We start from the raw sequence: 15,873 nt of genomic DNA on the forward strand, positions 1-15,873 counted from the left end.
TGATCTCCGTTCGGATGGGTCAGATGGTTCGGTCCGCGCGCAGCCGCGCGATGTCGGCGTCGGTGTAGCCGAGTTCGGCCAGGATGTCGGTGGTGTGCGCGCCGACATCGGGAATCGGTCCCATCACCGCGGGCACACCGCCCAGGATCGCGGGCGGCAGGGGTGCGCGGATCGGTCCGGCCGGGGTCTGGATCTCGCGCCAGCGGTCGCGTTCGACCAGGGCGGGGTGGTCGAGGAATTCGGCCACGGAATTCATCTGCGCGTTGGCCACACCGGTCCGGTCGAGCAGGGCATAGGTCTGCGCGGTCGTCAGTGTCGAGAGTCGGGCGGTGATCAGGGCGTTGCATTCGGCACGGTGGGCCACACGCGCGGAATTGGTCGCGAAACGCGCGTCGGTGGCCAGGGCGGGATCCTCGAGCACTTCGGTGCAGAAGGCGGCCCATTCGCGTTCGTTCTGGATGGCGAGCAGGACGGTGCCGTCGGCGGTGTCGAAGGGGCCGTAGGGCGCGACCGTCGCGTGTTCGGCGCCGAAGCGGGCGGGCTGGTTTCCGCTGTTGTCGGTGTAGTACAGCGGCGAGCCCATCCATTCGGTCAGCGCGTCGAACAGGGAGACCCGCACCGGTGTGGCGACGCCGGTGCGCAGGCGGTGCAGCAGGGCGGTGAGGACGCCGGAGTAGGCGTACATTCCGGCGGCGATATCGGCGACGGAGATGCCGACCTTGGCCGGTGTCTCGGGCGGGCCGGTCAGTGACAGCAGTCCGGTTTCGGCCTGGACGAGCAGGTCGTAGGCTTTGCGGTCGGTCGAGGACCCGCCGCTGCCGTATCCGGAGATATCGCAGACGATCAGGTCCGGGTAGCGCCGGGCGAGCGAGTCGGCGTCGAGCCCGAGCCTGGCCGTCGCGCCGGGGCCGAGATTCTGCACGAGCACGTCGGCACCGGCGACCAGGCGTTCGAGGATCTCGCGGCCGCGATCGGATTTCAGGTCCAGCGTCAGGGATTCCTTGGAGCGGTTGAGCCAGACGAAGTAGCTGGATTGGCCGAGCACGCTCTCGTCGTAGCGGCGGGCGAAGTCTCCGACTTCCGGGCGTTCGATCTTGATGACGCGGGCGCCGAGGTCGGCGAGTTGACGGGTCGCGAAGGGGGCGGCCACCGCCTGTTCCAGGCTCACCACGGTGATGCCCTCCAGGGGAGGGCGGGCCGATGCGGTCACAGGTTTCCTTTCCGCCGATACCGAACGCCCGATAATGTACGGCCAATTGTTGATCGGCGCATCCCCGACCCCGCCTGCTTGACCGATGGCCTTGAGCGGGCGCATATTGTGGTGCGCTCACCGGCTTGAATTCCGCCGTGACGACAGAGCCGTATGTTTCGCTTAATGGCCACACAAATATCGTGGCGGGTGAGGAGAACACCGTGGTGCAGATACTTCCTGCATACCTGAACGGGCAGGACTTCCCCGTGTCCGACACCTACGACAACATCGATCCCTCGACCGGCCGGTCGCTGGGACCGGTCGCCCGATGCGGTCCCGAACAGGTCGACGCGGCCGTGGCCGCCGCCCGCGCGGCACAGCGGAACTGGCGACTGACCTCCCCGGAGACCAGGGCGCGACTGCTGACCCGGATCGCGGATCTGATCGAACGCGACGCGGAGATACTCGCACGGCTGGAAAGCGAGGACACGGGCAAGCCGCTGAGTCAGGCCCGCGCCGACGCGACGGTCTGCGCCCGCTACTTCCGTTTCTACGGCCACGCCATCGACGCCTACCACGGCCTCGCGATCCCCCTCGAACCGGACCTGCACGCCTACACCCGCCGCGAACCGTTCGGCGTGACCGGCCATATCGTGGCCTGGAACTATCCGATGCAACTGATGGCCCGCGCGGTCGCGCCCGCCATCGCGACCGGTAACTGCGCCGTGGTCAAACCGGCAGATGAGACGCCGCGCACGGCGATCGCCCTCGCGCGACTGGCCACCGAGGCCGGTCTGCCCGCCGGGGTGCTCGGTGTGGTCCCGGGGATCGGCGCCGAAGCCGGGGCGGCGCTGGCCGCGCACGAGGACGTCGACCACATCGGATTCGTCGGCTCCACCGAGATCGGGTCGCTGATCGCGCACGCCGCGGCCGATCGGGTCGTGCCCGCCGTGCTGGAACTGGGCGGCAAATCCGCGCAGATCGTGTTCCCCGACGCGGATCTGGAGGTGGCGGCGACCTTCCTGACCAAGGCGATCCTGCAGAACGCGGGCCAGACCTGTTCGGCGGGATCGCGGCTGCTGGTGCACACCTCCGTGCACGACGAGGTGATCTCGCGGGTGGCGGCGCGGTTCGCCGAGGTCGGTATCGGCCCCGGACTCGCCGACAGGGATCTGGGCCCACTGGTCTCACGTAAGCAGCAGGCCAGGGTCGCGGCCTTCCTCGACGGTCTGACCCAAGGCGAGATCGTCGTCGGTGGGTCCGCCCCGGACGAGGAGTCTCTGCGCGAGGGCGCCTACTTCGCGCCGACCCTCGTCGACGGTGTCGATCCGCGTTCCGAGATCGCCCAGCGAGAGATCTTCGGCCCGGTCCTGGTGGCGACCGCCTTCGACACCGAGGAGGAGGCGGTGGCCTTGGCGAACGGCACCGAGTACGCGCTGCTCGGCGCGATCTGGACGCGGGACCTGTCGCGCGCGCATCGGCTGGCCGCCGACATCCACGCGGGGCAGATCTATGTCAACACCTACGGTGCGGGCGGGGGAGTCGAGTTGCCCTTCGGCGGGTTCAAGAAGTCCGGATACGGACGCGAGAAGGGGTACGAGGCGCTGGACGCCTACACCCAGACCAAGACGGTGATCGTCAGACTCTGATCTCGCCGGAGATTAAATATCCGCAATCGTTTACATAATCGGCGTCGGCCGGATATGCTCCTCTCATCAGTAAGAATGCCATTCACAGCCGGTGGCGCACGCGCGGCCCCGCGGTCGACGCCCCGGCTCGGCACCCCCGCCACATCCTCGGACCGACAGCTCGCGCCCGAGGAACGCCGGGAGTGCCGCCCTCGTCCCACCGCGGAAGGAAAATTCGTGATCGAGACCATCGCACTGTCCCCCGGCCTGGGAGTCGAGGTCCTCGGCGTCGACGATCTGCTCGAGCCCACGGTGGTCACCCGATGCCTCGAGGCGCTGAAATGGCGTGGCGTGCTGCTGATTCGCGGCCTGCACCTCGACGACGACGCCCAACTGGCGTTCAGTCGCGCGCTGGGCACGGTGCTCGCCCCCGGCGGCAAGGAGATCTTCACCGTCTCGCTGGACCGGTCGAAGAACCCGAACGCGGAATATCTCAAGGGCACGTTCCACTGGCATATCGACGACACCACCAACGATGTGCCCGCCAAGGCCACCGTGCTGACCGCGCGCCACGTCGCGATGGTCGGAGGCGGCACCGAATTCGCCAACACCTACGCCGCCTACGAGAACCTGCCCGACCACGAACGCAAACGCTACGAGGGCCTGCGTGTGGTGCACAGCTTCGAGGCGGCGCAGAGACTCGTCGATCCCGAACCCACCGAACGCCGGCTCGCGGGTCTGCGCTCGGTGCCGACGCACGAGACCTCGCTGGTGTGGAAACGTCGCGACGGGCGGCACTCGCTGGCCATCGGCGCGACCGCGGACCACATCGTCGGCATGGACCCCGAGAGCAGCCGCGCGCTGCTGGACGAATTGCTGGCCTGGGCGACCCAGGAACGGTTCTGCTACACCCACGACTGGCAGGTCGGCGACGTCGTGGTCTGGGACAACACCGGCATGCTGCATCGCGCGCTGCCGTACGACCCCGCCTCCGAACGCACCATGCAGCGCACCACCATCGCCGGAGAGGAACCGTGGGCGTGATCCCGGCGACCACCCACCCGAAAGGCAAGGACAGCGATGGATCAGGCGAGGTATGACGACGGACTGGCGATCCGGCGGGCCGTGGTCGGCGACGCCTATGTCGACAAGGCGCTCGCGGCGGCCGACGATTTCAGCGGACCGTTGCAGGACCTGGTCACCGAGTACTGCTGGGGCGCGGTGTGGGGACGCGACGAGCTGCCGCGCGAGATCCGTAGCATGCTCAATCTCGCGATGATCCCGATTCTCAACCGGCCCACCGAATTACGCACCCACATCCGGGGCGCGCTCACCAACGGGGTGACCCGCGAACAGATCCGCGAGATCTTCCTGCAGGTCGCGATCTACGCCGGGGTTCCGGCCGCCGTGGACAGCTTCCGCATCGCGGGCGAGGTCTTCGCCGAACTCGACGAGAACTGAGGACGACATCGTGGAGATCGGATTCATCGGACTGGGCAATATGGGCGCGCCGATGGCGCGGCGCCTACTCGACGCCGGACACCAACTCCTCGTCTACGACACCCGCCCCGCGGCCGTCGAGGAGTTCGTGGCACTGGGCGCACGGGCCGCGAACTCGCCCAAGGAGATCGCCGACCGCGTCGAGACGGTCATGACGAGCCTGCCCTCGCTCGCGGCGGCATCGGCTGTCGCGACCGGCGCCGACGGGATCATCGACGGACAGCGGGTCCGCCGCCTGATCGACCTGTCCACCGTCGGCGCGCAGACCGCCGCCGACATCGACACCCGCCTCGCCGAGCGCGGCATCGCCCGGATCGACTGCCCGGTCAGCGGCGGTGTCGGCGGGGCGCGAAAAGGCACACTGGCACTGATGGTGTCCGGACCCGCCGCCGAGGTGGACGGGGCCCGCCCGGTCCTCGACGTGCTCGGCACGGTGTTCTTCATCGGCGAGCGCCCCGGTGCGGCGCAGACCATGAAACTGGCCAACAATCTGCTGGCCGCGACGACCTTGGCGGCGACGTCGGAGGCCGTGGTCATGGGTGTCAAAGCGGGCCTGGACCCGGCCGTCATGATCGAGGTCTTCAACGCCGGATCCGGCGCCACCCACGCCAGCCGGGACAAATTCCCGCGCGCGGTCCTGCCTCGGACCTTCGACTTCGGTTTCGCGACCGGCCTGATGGTCAAGGACGTCCGCCTGTGTCTGGCCGAGGCCGCGTCGATGGGATTGTCGATGGATATCGCCGACGCCGTCGGACGCGTCTGGGAGGTGGCGCTCACCGAAACCGGTCCGGATTCGGATTTCACCGCGGTCGTCAAACCGATCGAAGCCGCCGCGGGTGTCACGGTCGGCGCCCGCGCGCAGGATCGCGACGACGCGACAACACGAGCGGGGCAGTCATGACCATCCGATCCGCACTCGCCGCCGACGTGCGCGCCGACCGTGTCGCCGCCGCGCGCAGGCGAGCTCGGCTGCGCGCCTGCAACTATCGCCTCGCCGTCCTCGGGACCAGTGTCGAGGATGTCGTGCGGCACGCGGGCGGTCTGACCGTCGACCTGGTGCTCAACGGTTGGGATGTCACCGTTCTCGTCGCCGACGACACCGACGCGCGAGCGCTCGACATTCTCGGCACCGACGTTCTCGACCTGGAGTCGGCGTTGGCGCGTCCGGGCCGCAGTCCGTGGCCGCATGTCGCGGTGGTGGCGGCCGAACTCTACGAGCGAGACGATCGGCTGCGCGACGCGATGCTCGAGACGATCGATGCCGGTCCCACCGAATTGGTCCTGTGGGGCGACCCGTGGCCTGTCGGGTCCGACCACGAGATCGAATCGGTCCAGCACCGACTCAGCGGCGCCGCACAGGCATTCAAGACCCACGCGCTGCACGCGGCCCACTGCGCGCACGATTCGGTGAGCGGTATCGAGGGGTTCCGCCGTCGTGCCGTGGAGTCCACCGTGCCGATCGGCCTGACCCCGCCCGCGCCGGTCTCGTTCATCGGAGGGGCGCGCGCGGATGGCGCTCGCGCGCCGCGGTAGCCGAGCACGGTCGGCTACCGCGGCGTCATCTCGGCAGGATGCCGTTGAGGAACAGCGTCACCGCGTGGCGCAGGTGTCGTTCCTCTTCTTCGGGCGCGCGCAGGATCCCGAAATCGGCCATCCGTCCCGGCACGAGGGCGACCATGGCGATGAACTGCTCGGCGGCCAGTTCGACGTCGTCGAGCCTCGCGCCCGTCCTGCGTTCGTGCTCGCGCAGCACGGCCATGACCGCGCGCTGCTGGGCCGACCACAGCATCGACTCCCTGCTGATCCCGAACTCGGGAAACCGGGCCGATTCGGTGAGCGCGATGCGCACCAGTTGGGAACTGTCGGGATCGACCGCACGCGCGATCGCCGCACGACCGATCGCGGTGAGCGCGCCCGCCAGATCCTCACCGTCGAATTCCGTGTCGGTCTCGGCACTCTCGAGTCGCGAGAGCGCCCACGGGATGACCGAGACGAACAGGGCGTGTTTGTCGGGGTAGCGGGCATAGAGCGTGCGTTTGGTGACCTCGGCGGCGCGGGCGACCGCTTCCATCGTCGTCCCGTCGTATCCGTGGGACAGAAAGGTCGCCACCGCGGCTCGGCGCAATCGCTCATCGAGCTGTTCGGCTTCGGTGCGTGTCGGTCGGCCACGACGAGTCGCTGTCACGGCCGAAACTCTACGGCCACGACTACTTCCGGCACCAGCACGATTCATGGTCACCGCATTCTGTTTGACAAAGCGGAAGAAGACACGTCTACTAGATTAAGTATACGTCGTCGTATACTTCAAGTCGCGGTGCCGACCAACGACGGAGGGCCAATGTCCACAGATCCCACATCGCCGACACCGAAGGTGGCCGTGGTCACCGGCGGTGCCTCCGGTATCGGCCTCGGAATCAGCCAACGACTCGCCCGCGACGGCGCCAGCGTCGCGATCCTCGACCTCAACGGCCTCGCCGCCGAAGAAGAGGCCGCCAAGATCCGCGCCGAGGGCCACACCGCGATCGGACTGCGCGTCGATGTCGCCGACCGGGCCGGGATCGAGAACGCGATCCTCGACGTGCGGGCCCGGTTCGGCCCCGTCACGATCCTGGTCAACAACGCGGGAACCGAAGGCTACCAAGCGTTTCTGAAGATCACTCCCGAGGACTGGAACCGCTTGCTCGCGGTCAACCTCACCGGCACCTTCCACTGCTGCCAGATCGTCCTGCCCGACATGATCGCCGCGGGCTGGGGGCGCATCGTCAACATCTCCTCGTCGAGCACCCACAGCGGTCAGCCCTACATGGCGCACTACGTCTCGTCTAAATCCGGTGTCGTCGGATTGACCAAATCGCTCGCGCTGGAATTCGGCCCGAAAGGTGTCACCGTCAACACGATTCCGCCGGGCTTCATCGATACGCCGATGTCGCGCAAGGCCGAACGGGAAGGCCGATTCGGCAACACCATGGACTACCACGCCTCGATCACCCCGGTCCGCCGTCCCGGCAGGCCCGAGGACATCGCCGCCGCGTGCGCGTTCCTGGTCTCCGAGGAGGCCGGTTACATCACCGGGCAGGTGTTCGGCGTCAACGGCGGGCGCAACACCTGACGCCGGTCTCGGTGACCGCTGTCATCGAGTCGATGCGTCTACGTACACTGCGACTGTGTTGGATCCGTTGAGTCTCGCCGTCGGCGCCGGTTTGGTCGGCGCCGGTTGGGCATTCGGTCGATTCGGCCCCCGGCGGCGTACCGGGCGAGGACAGAAGGTTCTCGCCCGATGCGGATGCGGCCACGACCTGGCGTTGCACGACCGCGAGACCGGGAAATGTCACGCGGAGACCTCCCGCAAGGGTATGCACGGTCTGCGGGAGTGGATCAGCTGCAATTGCCGTCGATACACCGGACCGATCCCGCTCGAGGAAGTGTTCGCCCCGCCGATCCTTCCGCCGGAATCCTGAGGCCGCCGACGATTGTCACCGTGACGAATATCGGGGCGAGTCGTCGGCCCGGCGTTCCGGGATCGCGCAGGCCATGCCCTCCGATATTCCGGTGGGCCGAACACCGAGCCCTTGATTGAGGCGGGCTCGCTGGTTCTCCCACGCGACGGCCGTCGCCAGTTCGGTCAACTGCGCCTTGGACAGGTGCCGCAGCAGGTCCGCGCGCAACTCGTCGAGGTCGACCGCGGGCGTCGCGGACATGGCCTCGGCGAAGGCCAGCACCGATTTCTCCAACTCGCTGTAGGCGGTACTGGTCCGATAGCGCGGCAGATCGACTATCTGCTGTTCGGTCAGTCCGCCCGAACGCGCGAGCGCCGACCCGATATCCAGACAGAATTCACAATTGACCATTCCGGCGGCCTTCAACTCCGCCAACTCCTTCAGCTTGGGATCGAGCCGGTTCGACAGCAACAGCATCGACTCGTACACCCCGGTCGCGACCAACAGTTGTGGCCGCCGGATCAACCATCCACCCAGATCCGAGCGGTGGCGTTTGGCATTACCCAGCGCCGCCAGCGTGTGCCGCATCCGTGTCAGTGCCCGCATGAGCGTCTCCCACCGTCACCGCCCGGGCCCGCTCCCGGACTCTGTCATTTCGACACTACGCCCGGTAGTAGACGGTGCGCAGTCACTCGCCGCCTTCGGGTGGTGTGGTGTAGCCCTCACGGGTCAGAATCCGGATCGGATCGCTGCCGTCCCAGTTCGCGCACGTCGTCGCGATCTTCTCCAGGTTCGCCAGGAAACTCGGCTTCTCCTCGACGACCTCGGTGAAGTAGCCGAAGTCCGCGACGGTGTCGTAGAAGGCGACGCGTTGTCGCGCGGTGTCGATCTCGCACGCCAGTTCGTAGCCGAATCCGTCGTAGCGCGCCTTGGTGTCGTCGTACCGCGCGGTCAGCGTCGCCAGGTGGTGCACCCCCGATTCCGGTCGGCCGTACCGTTCGCGCAGATCACGAAAGACGCTGGGGCCGCTGGAATACGGCTGGATCAACTCGATCTGCACGGGGCCCGCCTGGGCGATGCCGATGCGGATGTCGAGTGTCCCCGCCCCGCCGCGGTAGGCGCAGTCGGCCCGCACTCGGGGCATGATGTGGAACGGGCCGACCTCGTAGACCCGCGCCCATTCGGCCGCCGCGGCGAACAGGTCCTCGACGACGTAGCCGATCTGGAACATCCGTGGTCCGGTGCTCGGTCCCGTCGGGTCGAAGGGTCGGTGCGGGATGGCGGTCATCGTCGGCTCTCCTGCCCGGGGACCCGGATGAGCGCCTCCTGGGTCGTACTCGCCACATGGTGGCCGTCCTCGTCGTGGATCGTGCCCCGGATCAGCGCGCGTTCCCCGGAGATGGTCACCAGGTCCTGGGTGTGCACGTGCCAGCGGTCGAATCGGACGGGCCGGTGCAGCCACACCGCGTGATCGAGGCTGACGGCGACCAGCGAGGTCAGCGGCACCGGCAGCGGGTAGGACCGCAAGGCCATGTCGAGCAGGAAGTAGTCCGTCGCGTACGCCAGCAAGGCGGTGTGCAGGACCGGGTCCTCACCCACCGACCGTGGCAGACGCATCCAATGCGAGCGTGGACCGTGGGCGCGGGCGCCGCCGAGGAAGTAGGGAGCCTCGCCGATCCGGATCTCGAGCGGGGGAGGTGTGTGCACCCATCCGAGGGCGTTCGGCGCCGCCTCGGGCGGGGCGTCACGTGCCCAATCCTGGAGCAGCGGGAGCTCTTCGGGCGCGGGAACGGTGGGAGCGGGCGCGGGCGAGTGCGGCGTGGTCGACACGGTGCCGAAGGAGGTCATGGCGACCAGCAACGGTCGGCCCGACTGCGATACCGAGACCTGCCGGGTGGCCATCGACCGACCGTCGCGCACGGCGTCGACTTTCAGGTCGAGTGTCTGATGGTTGTCGCCGGGATGGACGAAATAGGCGTGCAGCGAATGCAGTCCGCCCTCGGGCACGGTGGCGCTCGCGGCGATCACCGCCTGGGCGATGCTCTGGCCGCCGAAGATCCGGGTGAAGCGTTCGGACTCGTTGCGCGCGCGGAACGTGTGGGTTCCCGCGGGCTCGAGTTTCACGGGCTCGAGTTCCAGAGCGGACAGCAGACTGTCGAGCGCGCCGAGGATCGCGCTTCGCAGGGAACCGTCCACACCGTGCAGTGTGTCCATCGCTCATTTTAACTCACGCGTGTGAGTTAAAATCGTGGCGTGGACGCTGATCCGACGCGCGCCCGATCCGCGCGGGTCGACGCCACCCGCGAGGCGATCCTGGTCGCGGCCGAGCGCCTGTTCGCCGAGAACGGGATCGCGGCGGTTTCGCACCGTCAGATCGGTGAGGCCGCAGGTCAGGGCAATACCGGTGCGGTCGGGTACCACTTCGGGGCCAAGATCGACCTCGTTCGCGCGATCGCGCGCGGACACGGTGAGCCGATCGAGCGCCGCCGGTCCCGGATGGTCGCCGCCGCAGGCGATTCCACCGATCTGCGTGACTGGGTGGCGTGTCTGGTGTGCCCGACGACCGAACACCTCGCACGGCTGCGATCTCCGACCTGGTACGCGCGGTTCACCGCCCAGGTGACCTCCGACCCGCTGTACCGGGAGGTGATCGAGGAGGAGATACGCGCGTCCGGTTCGGTGGCACGCATCGTCGAGGGATTCGACCGATGCCTGCCCGACCTGCCCCACGAAGTACATCGCGAACGCGGCGACATCTCCCGCCTGCTCATCGTGCACATGTGCGCCGAACGCGAACGCGCGCTGGCCGTCGGCGAGCAGGTGACGCGTCCCACCTGGGAAGCCGCCGCGTCGGGACTGATCGCGGCCATCGTCGGCCTGTGGCAGGCCCATCACGACATGTGAGCCGCCGCGCTCCGACTCGGACTTTCGCGCCGGACCGCGGCCGGTTGTCAGGCGATCGCGCCGGAGTTCTTGAGCGCTTCGATACGCTCCCAACCGATTCCGAGTTCCATGAGCACCGTCTCGGTGTGTTCGGAGGCTTGGGGGGCGCGGGTGGTCTCGAGGGGTTCGTGGTTGAACTGGACCGGTCCGCGAACCACCTTGAACGGTGCGCCGCCGTCGGCGGCGGGCACCTCGGCGATCATGTCGTTGGCGATGGCCTGTTCGTCGGTGCCCAGGTCGACCAGGCTCGCGAACGGCGCCCACTGGCCTTTCATGGTCTTGAGGTGTTCGCGCCAGTAGTCGAAGGACTTGTCCGCGATGGCGGCGCCGATCAGGGCGACGGCGGCGTCGGCGTTCTCGAACAGGGCCGCGACCTCGCCGAAGCGTGGATCCCGCGCGGCCTCGGGCAGGCCGAGGTGTTCGAAGGCGTCACCGATGTAGCCGGTGGGGCTGACGATGCACAGGTTGATGGTGCCGCCGTCGGAGGTCGTGTAGTTGCCGAGGAACGGATTGACCGATCCCCCGGTGGAATTCGGCATCGCCGACCGCATGGTGACGCCGCTCTCCATGCCCTGGGTGACGCTGGCTCCCGCCGCCCACCACGCGGTGCTCAGCAGCGAGACGTCGATCTCGATCGCCTCGCCGGTGCGTTGGCGGTGGAACAGCGCCGCCGAGATTCCGCCCGCGATATTCATTCCGCCGATCGAGTCACCGAACGCGGGGATGCCCTGGCTGAGCGCGCCGCCGAGTTCCTCGGGGGTCAGCGCGTGTCCGACGCCGCTGCGGGTCCAGAAGGCGGTGCCGTCGAATCCGCCGGTGTCGCGTTCGTCGCCCTTGTCGCCGTAGGCGCTGCCACGGGCGTAGATGATGTCGGGGTTGACCGCGCGGATGTGTTCGATGTCGAATTTGTTCTTCTGTCGTTGCGCGGGAAGGTAGTTGGTGAGGAACACATCGGCGGTTCTCGCGATCTCGTAGAGCACCTCGCGGCCCTCGGGTGTTGAGACGTCGATGCCGACGCTGCGTTTGCCGCGGTTGGGGTGCTCGATGAGCGGGTGACGGTCCGGGTCGAGTGCGAGTCCGCCCATGTTGAGGAAGCCGCGTTGGGTGTCGCCGCGGACGGGGTGCTCGATCTTGATGACGTCGGCGCCCCAGTCGGCCAGGATCGCGCCCGCCGCGGGGACGAAGGTGAACTGGGCGACCTCGAGTACCCGGACGCCCTGCATGACCTTGGTGCTCAACTCGACTCCTTACCGAAATTCTGTTCGCGGTCCGGATGTCCGGACCGTGGCGGCCCGGACGCTCAGGTGCTCGGTCCGAGCACGTAGCGCCCGTCCTCGGGGTGGTGATACCAGCCGCCCGCCGCGGCGGTGCCGCCGTCGACGTGGATGGTCTGGCCGGTGATGTAGGAACTCAGCGCGGAGGCGAGGAAGACCGCCGCGCCCGCGGTCTCGTCGGCATGTCCGATGCGGCCCATCGGGATCATGCGGCTCGTACGTTCCTCGAAACCGTCCGGTGCCATGTTCAGGATGCCCTCGGTGGCCGTCACGTCGGGGGCGATTCCGTTGACGCGGATGCCGTGCGGAGCCAACTCGAGGGCCGCGGTCTTGGTGAAGTTGACCACCCCCGCTTTGGCCGCGGCGTAGACGGCGTATCCGGGTGCGGCCCGGATGGCCTCGATGGTGCTGACATTGATGATCGAACCGCCGCGCTCGGCCTCGACCATCGCCGCGGCGACGCGCTGGGTGCACAACAGCACGTGGGTGAGGTTGGACCGGATCAGCGCGTCCCATCCCTTGACGGTCGTCTCCAGCAGCGAGGACCGGAACACACCGCCCGCGTTGTTCACCAGAATCGTCGGCACGCCCAGGTTCTCGACCGTGGCGCTCATCGCGGCATCGACCTGGTCTTCGTCGCGGACGTCGGTGACACAGGCCAGCCCGTCGATCAGGCGCGCGGTCGCCCGTGCCCGGTCCCCGTCCCTCTCCCACACGGCCACGCGCGCACCGTATTCGGCGAAGGCCAGCGCGATCGCGTGCCCGATACCCGAGCCGCCGCCGGTGATCACCGCCGTATGGCCCTCGAGCGACACGGCGTCACGACGCAGAACCATCGGTGTTTCCTTCTACTTGTGGGCGTCGATGACGGTGACGCGGAAACGGTCGAGTTGTTCGATCAGATGCTCGACGCCCAGTCCCGGCATCGGGACCTGTACCCAGGTGACGCCGATCGCCGCGAGTTCATCGAGTCCGGCGAGGTAGGCGTCGGCGTCGAATCCGGGTTCGCCCGGATTGCCGCCCGCGACGTTGGTGAAACTGATGTCGAGCGCGGTCCAGTCCCGTCCCGCGGCGTCGCAGCGTCTGCGCAGATCCTCGATGCCGCGCACCAGTGCCTCGTTCGAGTTCATCGATGTGGTGCCCGCCGTTGCGGCGAGGACCGGGGGTGCGGCGAAGGGACACCAGCCGTCACCGTGGGCGACGACGCGGGCGCGGGCGGCGCCGGTATTGCCGCCGATCCAGATCGGCGGATGGGGCCCGGTCACCGGCCTCGGGTGCGCGGTGATGCCGCGCGCGCTGAAATGTTTGCCCTCGTAGGAGATGTCGTCGCCGGTCCAGATCGCGCGGATCACCGCGAGTCCTTCGTCGACCAGGTCCTTGCGTTCGTCGAAGTCGACGCCGAGCGCGGCGAATTCGCGTTTGAGATATCCGGTGCCGATGGCCAGGGTGAACCGTCCGTCGGAGAGTCGATCCAGCGTCGCGCCCGCCTTGGCCACCAGGAACGGGTTGCGGTAGGGCAGCACGACGATGTTGGGGATCAGCCGCAGTGTCGTGGTGCGGGCGGCGGCGAATCCCATGGCGACGAAGGGGTCGAGCGCGTCGTGTCCGCCCGCGTCGAGCCAGCGCTGCGAGGGCGCGGGGTGATCGGTGAACCCGAGTGCGTGAAAACCCGCGGCTTCGGTCGCGGCGGCCACCGCGGCGACACCGGCTCCCGATGCCAGCCCGGGATCACACGGATGACTGGTGATCGGGTAGGTCATCGCGAAGCGCATCGCGCCGCCTCTCTGGTAGTTCTCGCACTGTCGACCACTCCAGATAATCATGTTCTCGATACATGCGAGTCGGAATTTTGCAGAATGAGAATTTCACTGTCGACATGAAGGGTCGACTGCGCCCGCCGTGCCCGGCACGCCGGTATTCGTCGTCGTCCGACGCGGGGAAAGGTCCCTACTCCGACCACTGATCAGCGCTGTTGCCACCCATTCGCAGGTCTTCGAGCGGTGCCCTCGGGCAGCGACGATCAGCGCAAGGAACAGAATGTCGACCTGAACGCTTCACCTGGGGCTTTCCGATCATTGGGGTTCCGGCCTGTCCCGATCTCATCCATGACCCTGGGGGTGGAACGCAGCCACCCTCGGGATAGCCGAGCGATACCTGAGGGCACTGTTCACCGAGCGACGAAGAGCGGATAGTCATAGTTGTCAACTATGACCACACCCCCGAAGGATCCACTGAATGCAGCCCGGTTACGTCCAGCACGTCAGGCAGCAAGTCCTCGTCTACGGCGACACCCGCGCCTACACCTACCTTCGTGAGGCAGGGCGCGAACTCACCGAGGAGGTCGTCACCTACCGCGAACTCGATCGCGATGCCAGGGCTGTCGCCGCGTGGCTGGCCGATCGGCCGGAATCGGCAGAACCTGTCGTGCTGCTCTACCTCGACGGCATGGAATTCCTGCGGGCCTTCCTCGGCTGTCTCTACGCCGGGGTCATCGCCGTTCCCGCGCCGCTGCCCCACGACGAGCGCAGCACAGAGCGGGTAGCCGCCGTCATCGCGGATTGCGGCGCCGAATTGGTGCTCACGACCGCCAATTTCGCCCCGGTGGTCGCGGCCGCGACCACCGCGATCGTCGCGGCCACCGACGAAGAGTTCGGCGACCCCGACGCGTGGCGGATGCCCGATATCGACACCGGAACCATCGCCTTCCTGCAATACACCTCCGGTTCGACCGGCACACCGAAAGGTGTCGTCGTCACCCACGGCAACCTCATGCACAACCTGGCCGCGATCACCGCGATCGGATTCGACGACGCCGCGACCGGGGTCAGCTGGATTCCGCAATTCCATGACATGGGCCTGATCGGCTCGCTGCTCGGCTCCCTGTACAGCGGAGCGAACCTGGTGTTCATGTCGCCGACGACATTCCTCAAACGCCCGGTGCGGTGGCTGCGGACGATCGACAAGTATCGCGCGACCTTCACCGCGGCCCCGAATTTCGCCTATGAACTGATCGCGCGGCGGATCACCGACGACCAGCTGGCCGACCTGGACCTCTCCACTCTCGAAGTCGCGCTCTGCGGTGCCGAACCGGTCCGCGAACGCACCGTCGCGGCGGTGCGCGAGCGGTTCGCGCCCGCTGGCTGGCGTCCCACCGCGCTACTGCCCGCCTACGGCCTGGCCGAGGTGACGTTGCTCGCCAGCGCGGGACCGATCGACGCGGCACCGGTGGTCATCGAGCACGCCGACAGCGGACTGGTCGGTTGTGGGCGCGCCGCGCACGGTCTCGACCTGCGCGTCGTCGACCCGCACACCCTCGAGCAGTCCGCCGACGGCACCGTCGGCGAGATCTGGATCCGAGGCGACAGCGTCGCCGCGGGCTACTGGAACCGGCCAGAGGAAACCCGCGACACCTTCGACGCCCACCTCGGCGCCGAGGGCCCGTTCCTGCGCACCGGCGACCTCGGAATGCTGCGCGACGGCGAACTCTTCGTCACGGGCAGGCTGAAGGATCTGCTGATCATCAACGGCCGCAACGTCTATCCCCAGGACGTCGAAGAACTGGTGGAGCAGTTGCACCCGGCACTCACCACGGGAGTGGCGGTCTCGGTCGAGGCGGGCGGACGCGAACGCATGGTCGTGGTGCAGGGCATCAGGACCGCACTGCTTCGTGGCACCTCGCTGGCCGAACTCACCTCGACGATCAAGGTCGCGGTCGCCCGCGGCTTCGATGTTCCCGCACCGAATGTCGTTCTCGTGGAGAGCCGATCGGTGCACCGCACCACCAGCGGCAAGGTCCGGCGATCCTCGATGCGTGAGGCGTTCGTCGACAACAGCATCGCGACCGTCCTGCACGAGGATCTCGAACCGGCGCTGAGCCGATCACTGACCGTCTGACCGAC

General features: G+C 67.8%; 17 protein-coding genes. 9 read left to right on the forward strand and 8 right to left on the reverse strand.

Annotated elements, in window-relative coordinates; genetic code table 11:
* Nucleotides 1-19 precede the first annotated feature (19 nt).
* Nucleotides 20-1,210, reverse strand: a complete 1,191-nt coding sequence (locus DAT37_RS11350) for a CaiB/BaiF CoA transferase family protein (protein ID WP_232839678.1) — start codon at nt 1,208-1,210, stop codon at nt 20-22.
* 182 nt (nt 1,211-1,392) lie between these two features.
* Between DAT37_RS11350 and DAT37_RS11355 the strand changes: the two genes are divergently transcribed.
* The 5 genes from DAT37_RS11355 (at nt 1,393) to DAT37_RS11375 (ending at nt 5,853) form a co-directional block, all read left to right on the forward strand.
* The gene (locus DAT37_RS11355) at nt 1,393-2,841 is read left to right on the forward strand and encodes an aldehyde dehydrogenase family protein (RefSeq protein ID WP_232839679.1); all 1,449 of its coding nucleotides are present in this window, start codon (nt 1,393-1,395) and stop codon (nt 2,839-2,841) included.
* Nucleotides 2,842-3,057: 216 nt separating this feature from the next.
* On the forward strand, nt 3,058-3,864 hold the full coding sequence (locus DAT37_RS11360) for a TauD/TfdA dioxygenase family protein (protein ID WP_109524807.1): 807 nt from the start codon (nt 3,058-3,060) through the stop codon (nt 3,862-3,864).
* Between the two features lie 36 nt (nt 3,865-3,900).
* The gene (locus DAT37_RS11365) at nt 3,901-4,281 is read left to right on the forward strand and encodes a carboxymuconolactone decarboxylase family protein (RefSeq protein WP_109524709.1); all 381 of its coding nucleotides are present in this window, start codon (nt 3,901-3,903) and stop codon (nt 4,279-4,281) included.
* A gap of 10 nt (nt 4,282-4,291) precedes the next feature.
* The gene (locus DAT37_RS11370) at nt 4,292-5,221 is read left to right on the forward strand and encodes an NAD(P)-dependent oxidoreductase (protein ID WP_109524710.1); all 930 of its coding nucleotides are present in this window, start codon (nt 4,292-4,294) and stop codon (nt 5,219-5,221) included.
* The gene (locus DAT37_RS11375) at nt 5,218-5,853 is read left to right on the forward strand and encodes a hypothetical protein (RefSeq protein WP_109524711.1); all 636 of its coding nucleotides are present in this window, start codon (nt 5,218-5,220) and stop codon (nt 5,851-5,853) included. The genes DAT37_RS11370 and DAT37_RS11375 overlap by 4 nt, the downstream gene beginning before the upstream one ends.
* A gap of 25 nt (nt 5,854-5,878) precedes the next feature.
* On the opposite strand, the gene DAT37_RS11380 is transcribed toward DAT37_RS11375, so the two are convergent.
* On the reverse strand, nt 5,879-6,505 hold the full coding sequence (locus DAT37_RS11380) for a TetR/AcrR family transcriptional regulator (protein ID WP_232839680.1): 627 nt from the start codon (nt 6,503-6,505) through the stop codon (nt 5,879-5,881).
* 153 nt (nt 6,506-6,658) lie between these two features.
* Here DAT37_RS11380 and DAT37_RS11385 point away from each other — a divergent pair, with 153 nt between their 5' ends.
* Nucleotides 6,659-7,429, forward strand: coding sequence for an SDR family NAD(P)-dependent oxidoreductase (locus DAT37_RS11385; RefSeq protein ID WP_109524713.1), 771 nt, complete (start codon nt 6,659-6,661; stop codon nt 7,427-7,429).
* A gap of 55 nt (nt 7,430-7,484) precedes the next feature.
* A complete protein-coding gene (locus DAT37_RS11390) occupies nt 7,485-7,778 on the forward strand; it encodes a hypothetical protein (RefSeq protein ID WP_232839681.1) in 294 nt (97 codons plus the stop codon).
* A gap of 15 nt (nt 7,779-7,793) precedes the next feature.
* Here DAT37_RS11390 and DAT37_RS11395 read toward each other — a convergent pair whose 3' ends face one another.
* The 3 genes from DAT37_RS11395 to DAT37_RS11405 all read right to left on the reverse strand — a co-directional run bounded on the left by DAT37_RS11395 (nt 7,794) and on the right by DAT37_RS11405 (nt 9,971).
* Nucleotides 7,794-8,363, reverse strand: a complete 570-nt coding sequence (locus tag DAT37_RS11395) for a carboxymuconolactone decarboxylase family protein (protein ID WP_109524715.1) — start codon at nt 8,361-8,363, stop codon at nt 7,794-7,796.
* 82 nt (nt 8,364-8,445) lie between these two features.
* Nucleotides 8,446-9,045 carry a VOC family protein gene (locus DAT37_RS11400; RefSeq protein WP_109524716.1) on the reverse strand — a complete coding sequence of 200 codons (600 nt, stop codon included), beginning with the start codon at nt 9,043-9,045 and terminating at the stop codon, nt 8,446-8,448.
* A complete protein-coding gene (locus tag DAT37_RS11405) occupies nt 9,042-9,971 on the reverse strand; it encodes an acyl-CoA thioesterase (RefSeq protein ID WP_109524717.1) in 930 nt (309 codons plus the stop codon). Before DAT37_RS11405 ends, DAT37_RS11400 begins: the two co-directional genes overlap by 4 nt.
* 39 nt (nt 9,972-10,010) lie before the next feature.
* Between DAT37_RS11405 and DAT37_RS11410 the strand changes: the two genes are divergently transcribed.
* Nucleotides 10,011-10,661, forward strand: coding sequence for a TetR/AcrR family transcriptional regulator (locus DAT37_RS11410; RefSeq protein WP_109524718.1), 651 nt, complete (start codon nt 10,011-10,013; stop codon nt 10,659-10,661).
* Nucleotides 10,662-10,708: 47 nt separating this feature from the next.
* Here DAT37_RS11410 and DAT37_RS11415 read toward each other — a convergent pair whose 3' ends face one another.
* The 3 genes from DAT37_RS11415 to DAT37_RS11425 all read right to left on the reverse strand — a co-directional run bounded on the left by DAT37_RS11415 (nt 10,709) and on the right by DAT37_RS11425 (nt 13,746).
* Entirely contained in the window at nt 10,709-11,923 is a 1,215-nt protein-coding gene (locus tag DAT37_RS11415; RefSeq protein WP_109524808.1) for a CaiB/BaiF CoA transferase family protein, read from the reverse strand.
* Nucleotides 11,924-12,000: 77 nt separating this feature from the next.
* Complete coding sequence (locus tag DAT37_RS11420) at nt 12,001-12,810, reverse strand: SDR family NAD(P)-dependent oxidoreductase (RefSeq protein ID WP_109524719.1); 810 nt, start codon at nt 12,808-12,810, stop codon at nt 12,001-12,003.
* 12 nt (nt 12,811-12,822) lie between these two features.
* Entirely contained in the window at nt 12,823-13,746 is a 924-nt protein-coding gene (locus tag DAT37_RS11425) for an LLM class F420-dependent oxidoreductase (RefSeq protein WP_109524720.1), read from the reverse strand.
* 463 nt (nt 13,747-14,209) lie between these two features.
* Between DAT37_RS11425 and DAT37_RS11430 the strand changes: the two genes are divergently transcribed.
* Nucleotides 14,210-15,868 carry a fatty acyl-AMP ligase gene (locus DAT37_RS11430; protein ID WP_109524721.1) on the forward strand — a complete coding sequence of 553 codons (1,659 nt, stop codon included), beginning with the start codon at nt 14,210-14,212 and terminating at the stop codon, nt 15,866-15,868.
* Nucleotides 15,869-15,873: the final 5 nt, after the last annotated feature.

Source organism: Nocardia aurea, assembly GCF_003123685.1.
Classification (GTDB): Bacteria; Actinomycetota; Actinomycetes; order Mycobacteriales; family Mycobacteriaceae; genus Nocardia; species Nocardia aurea.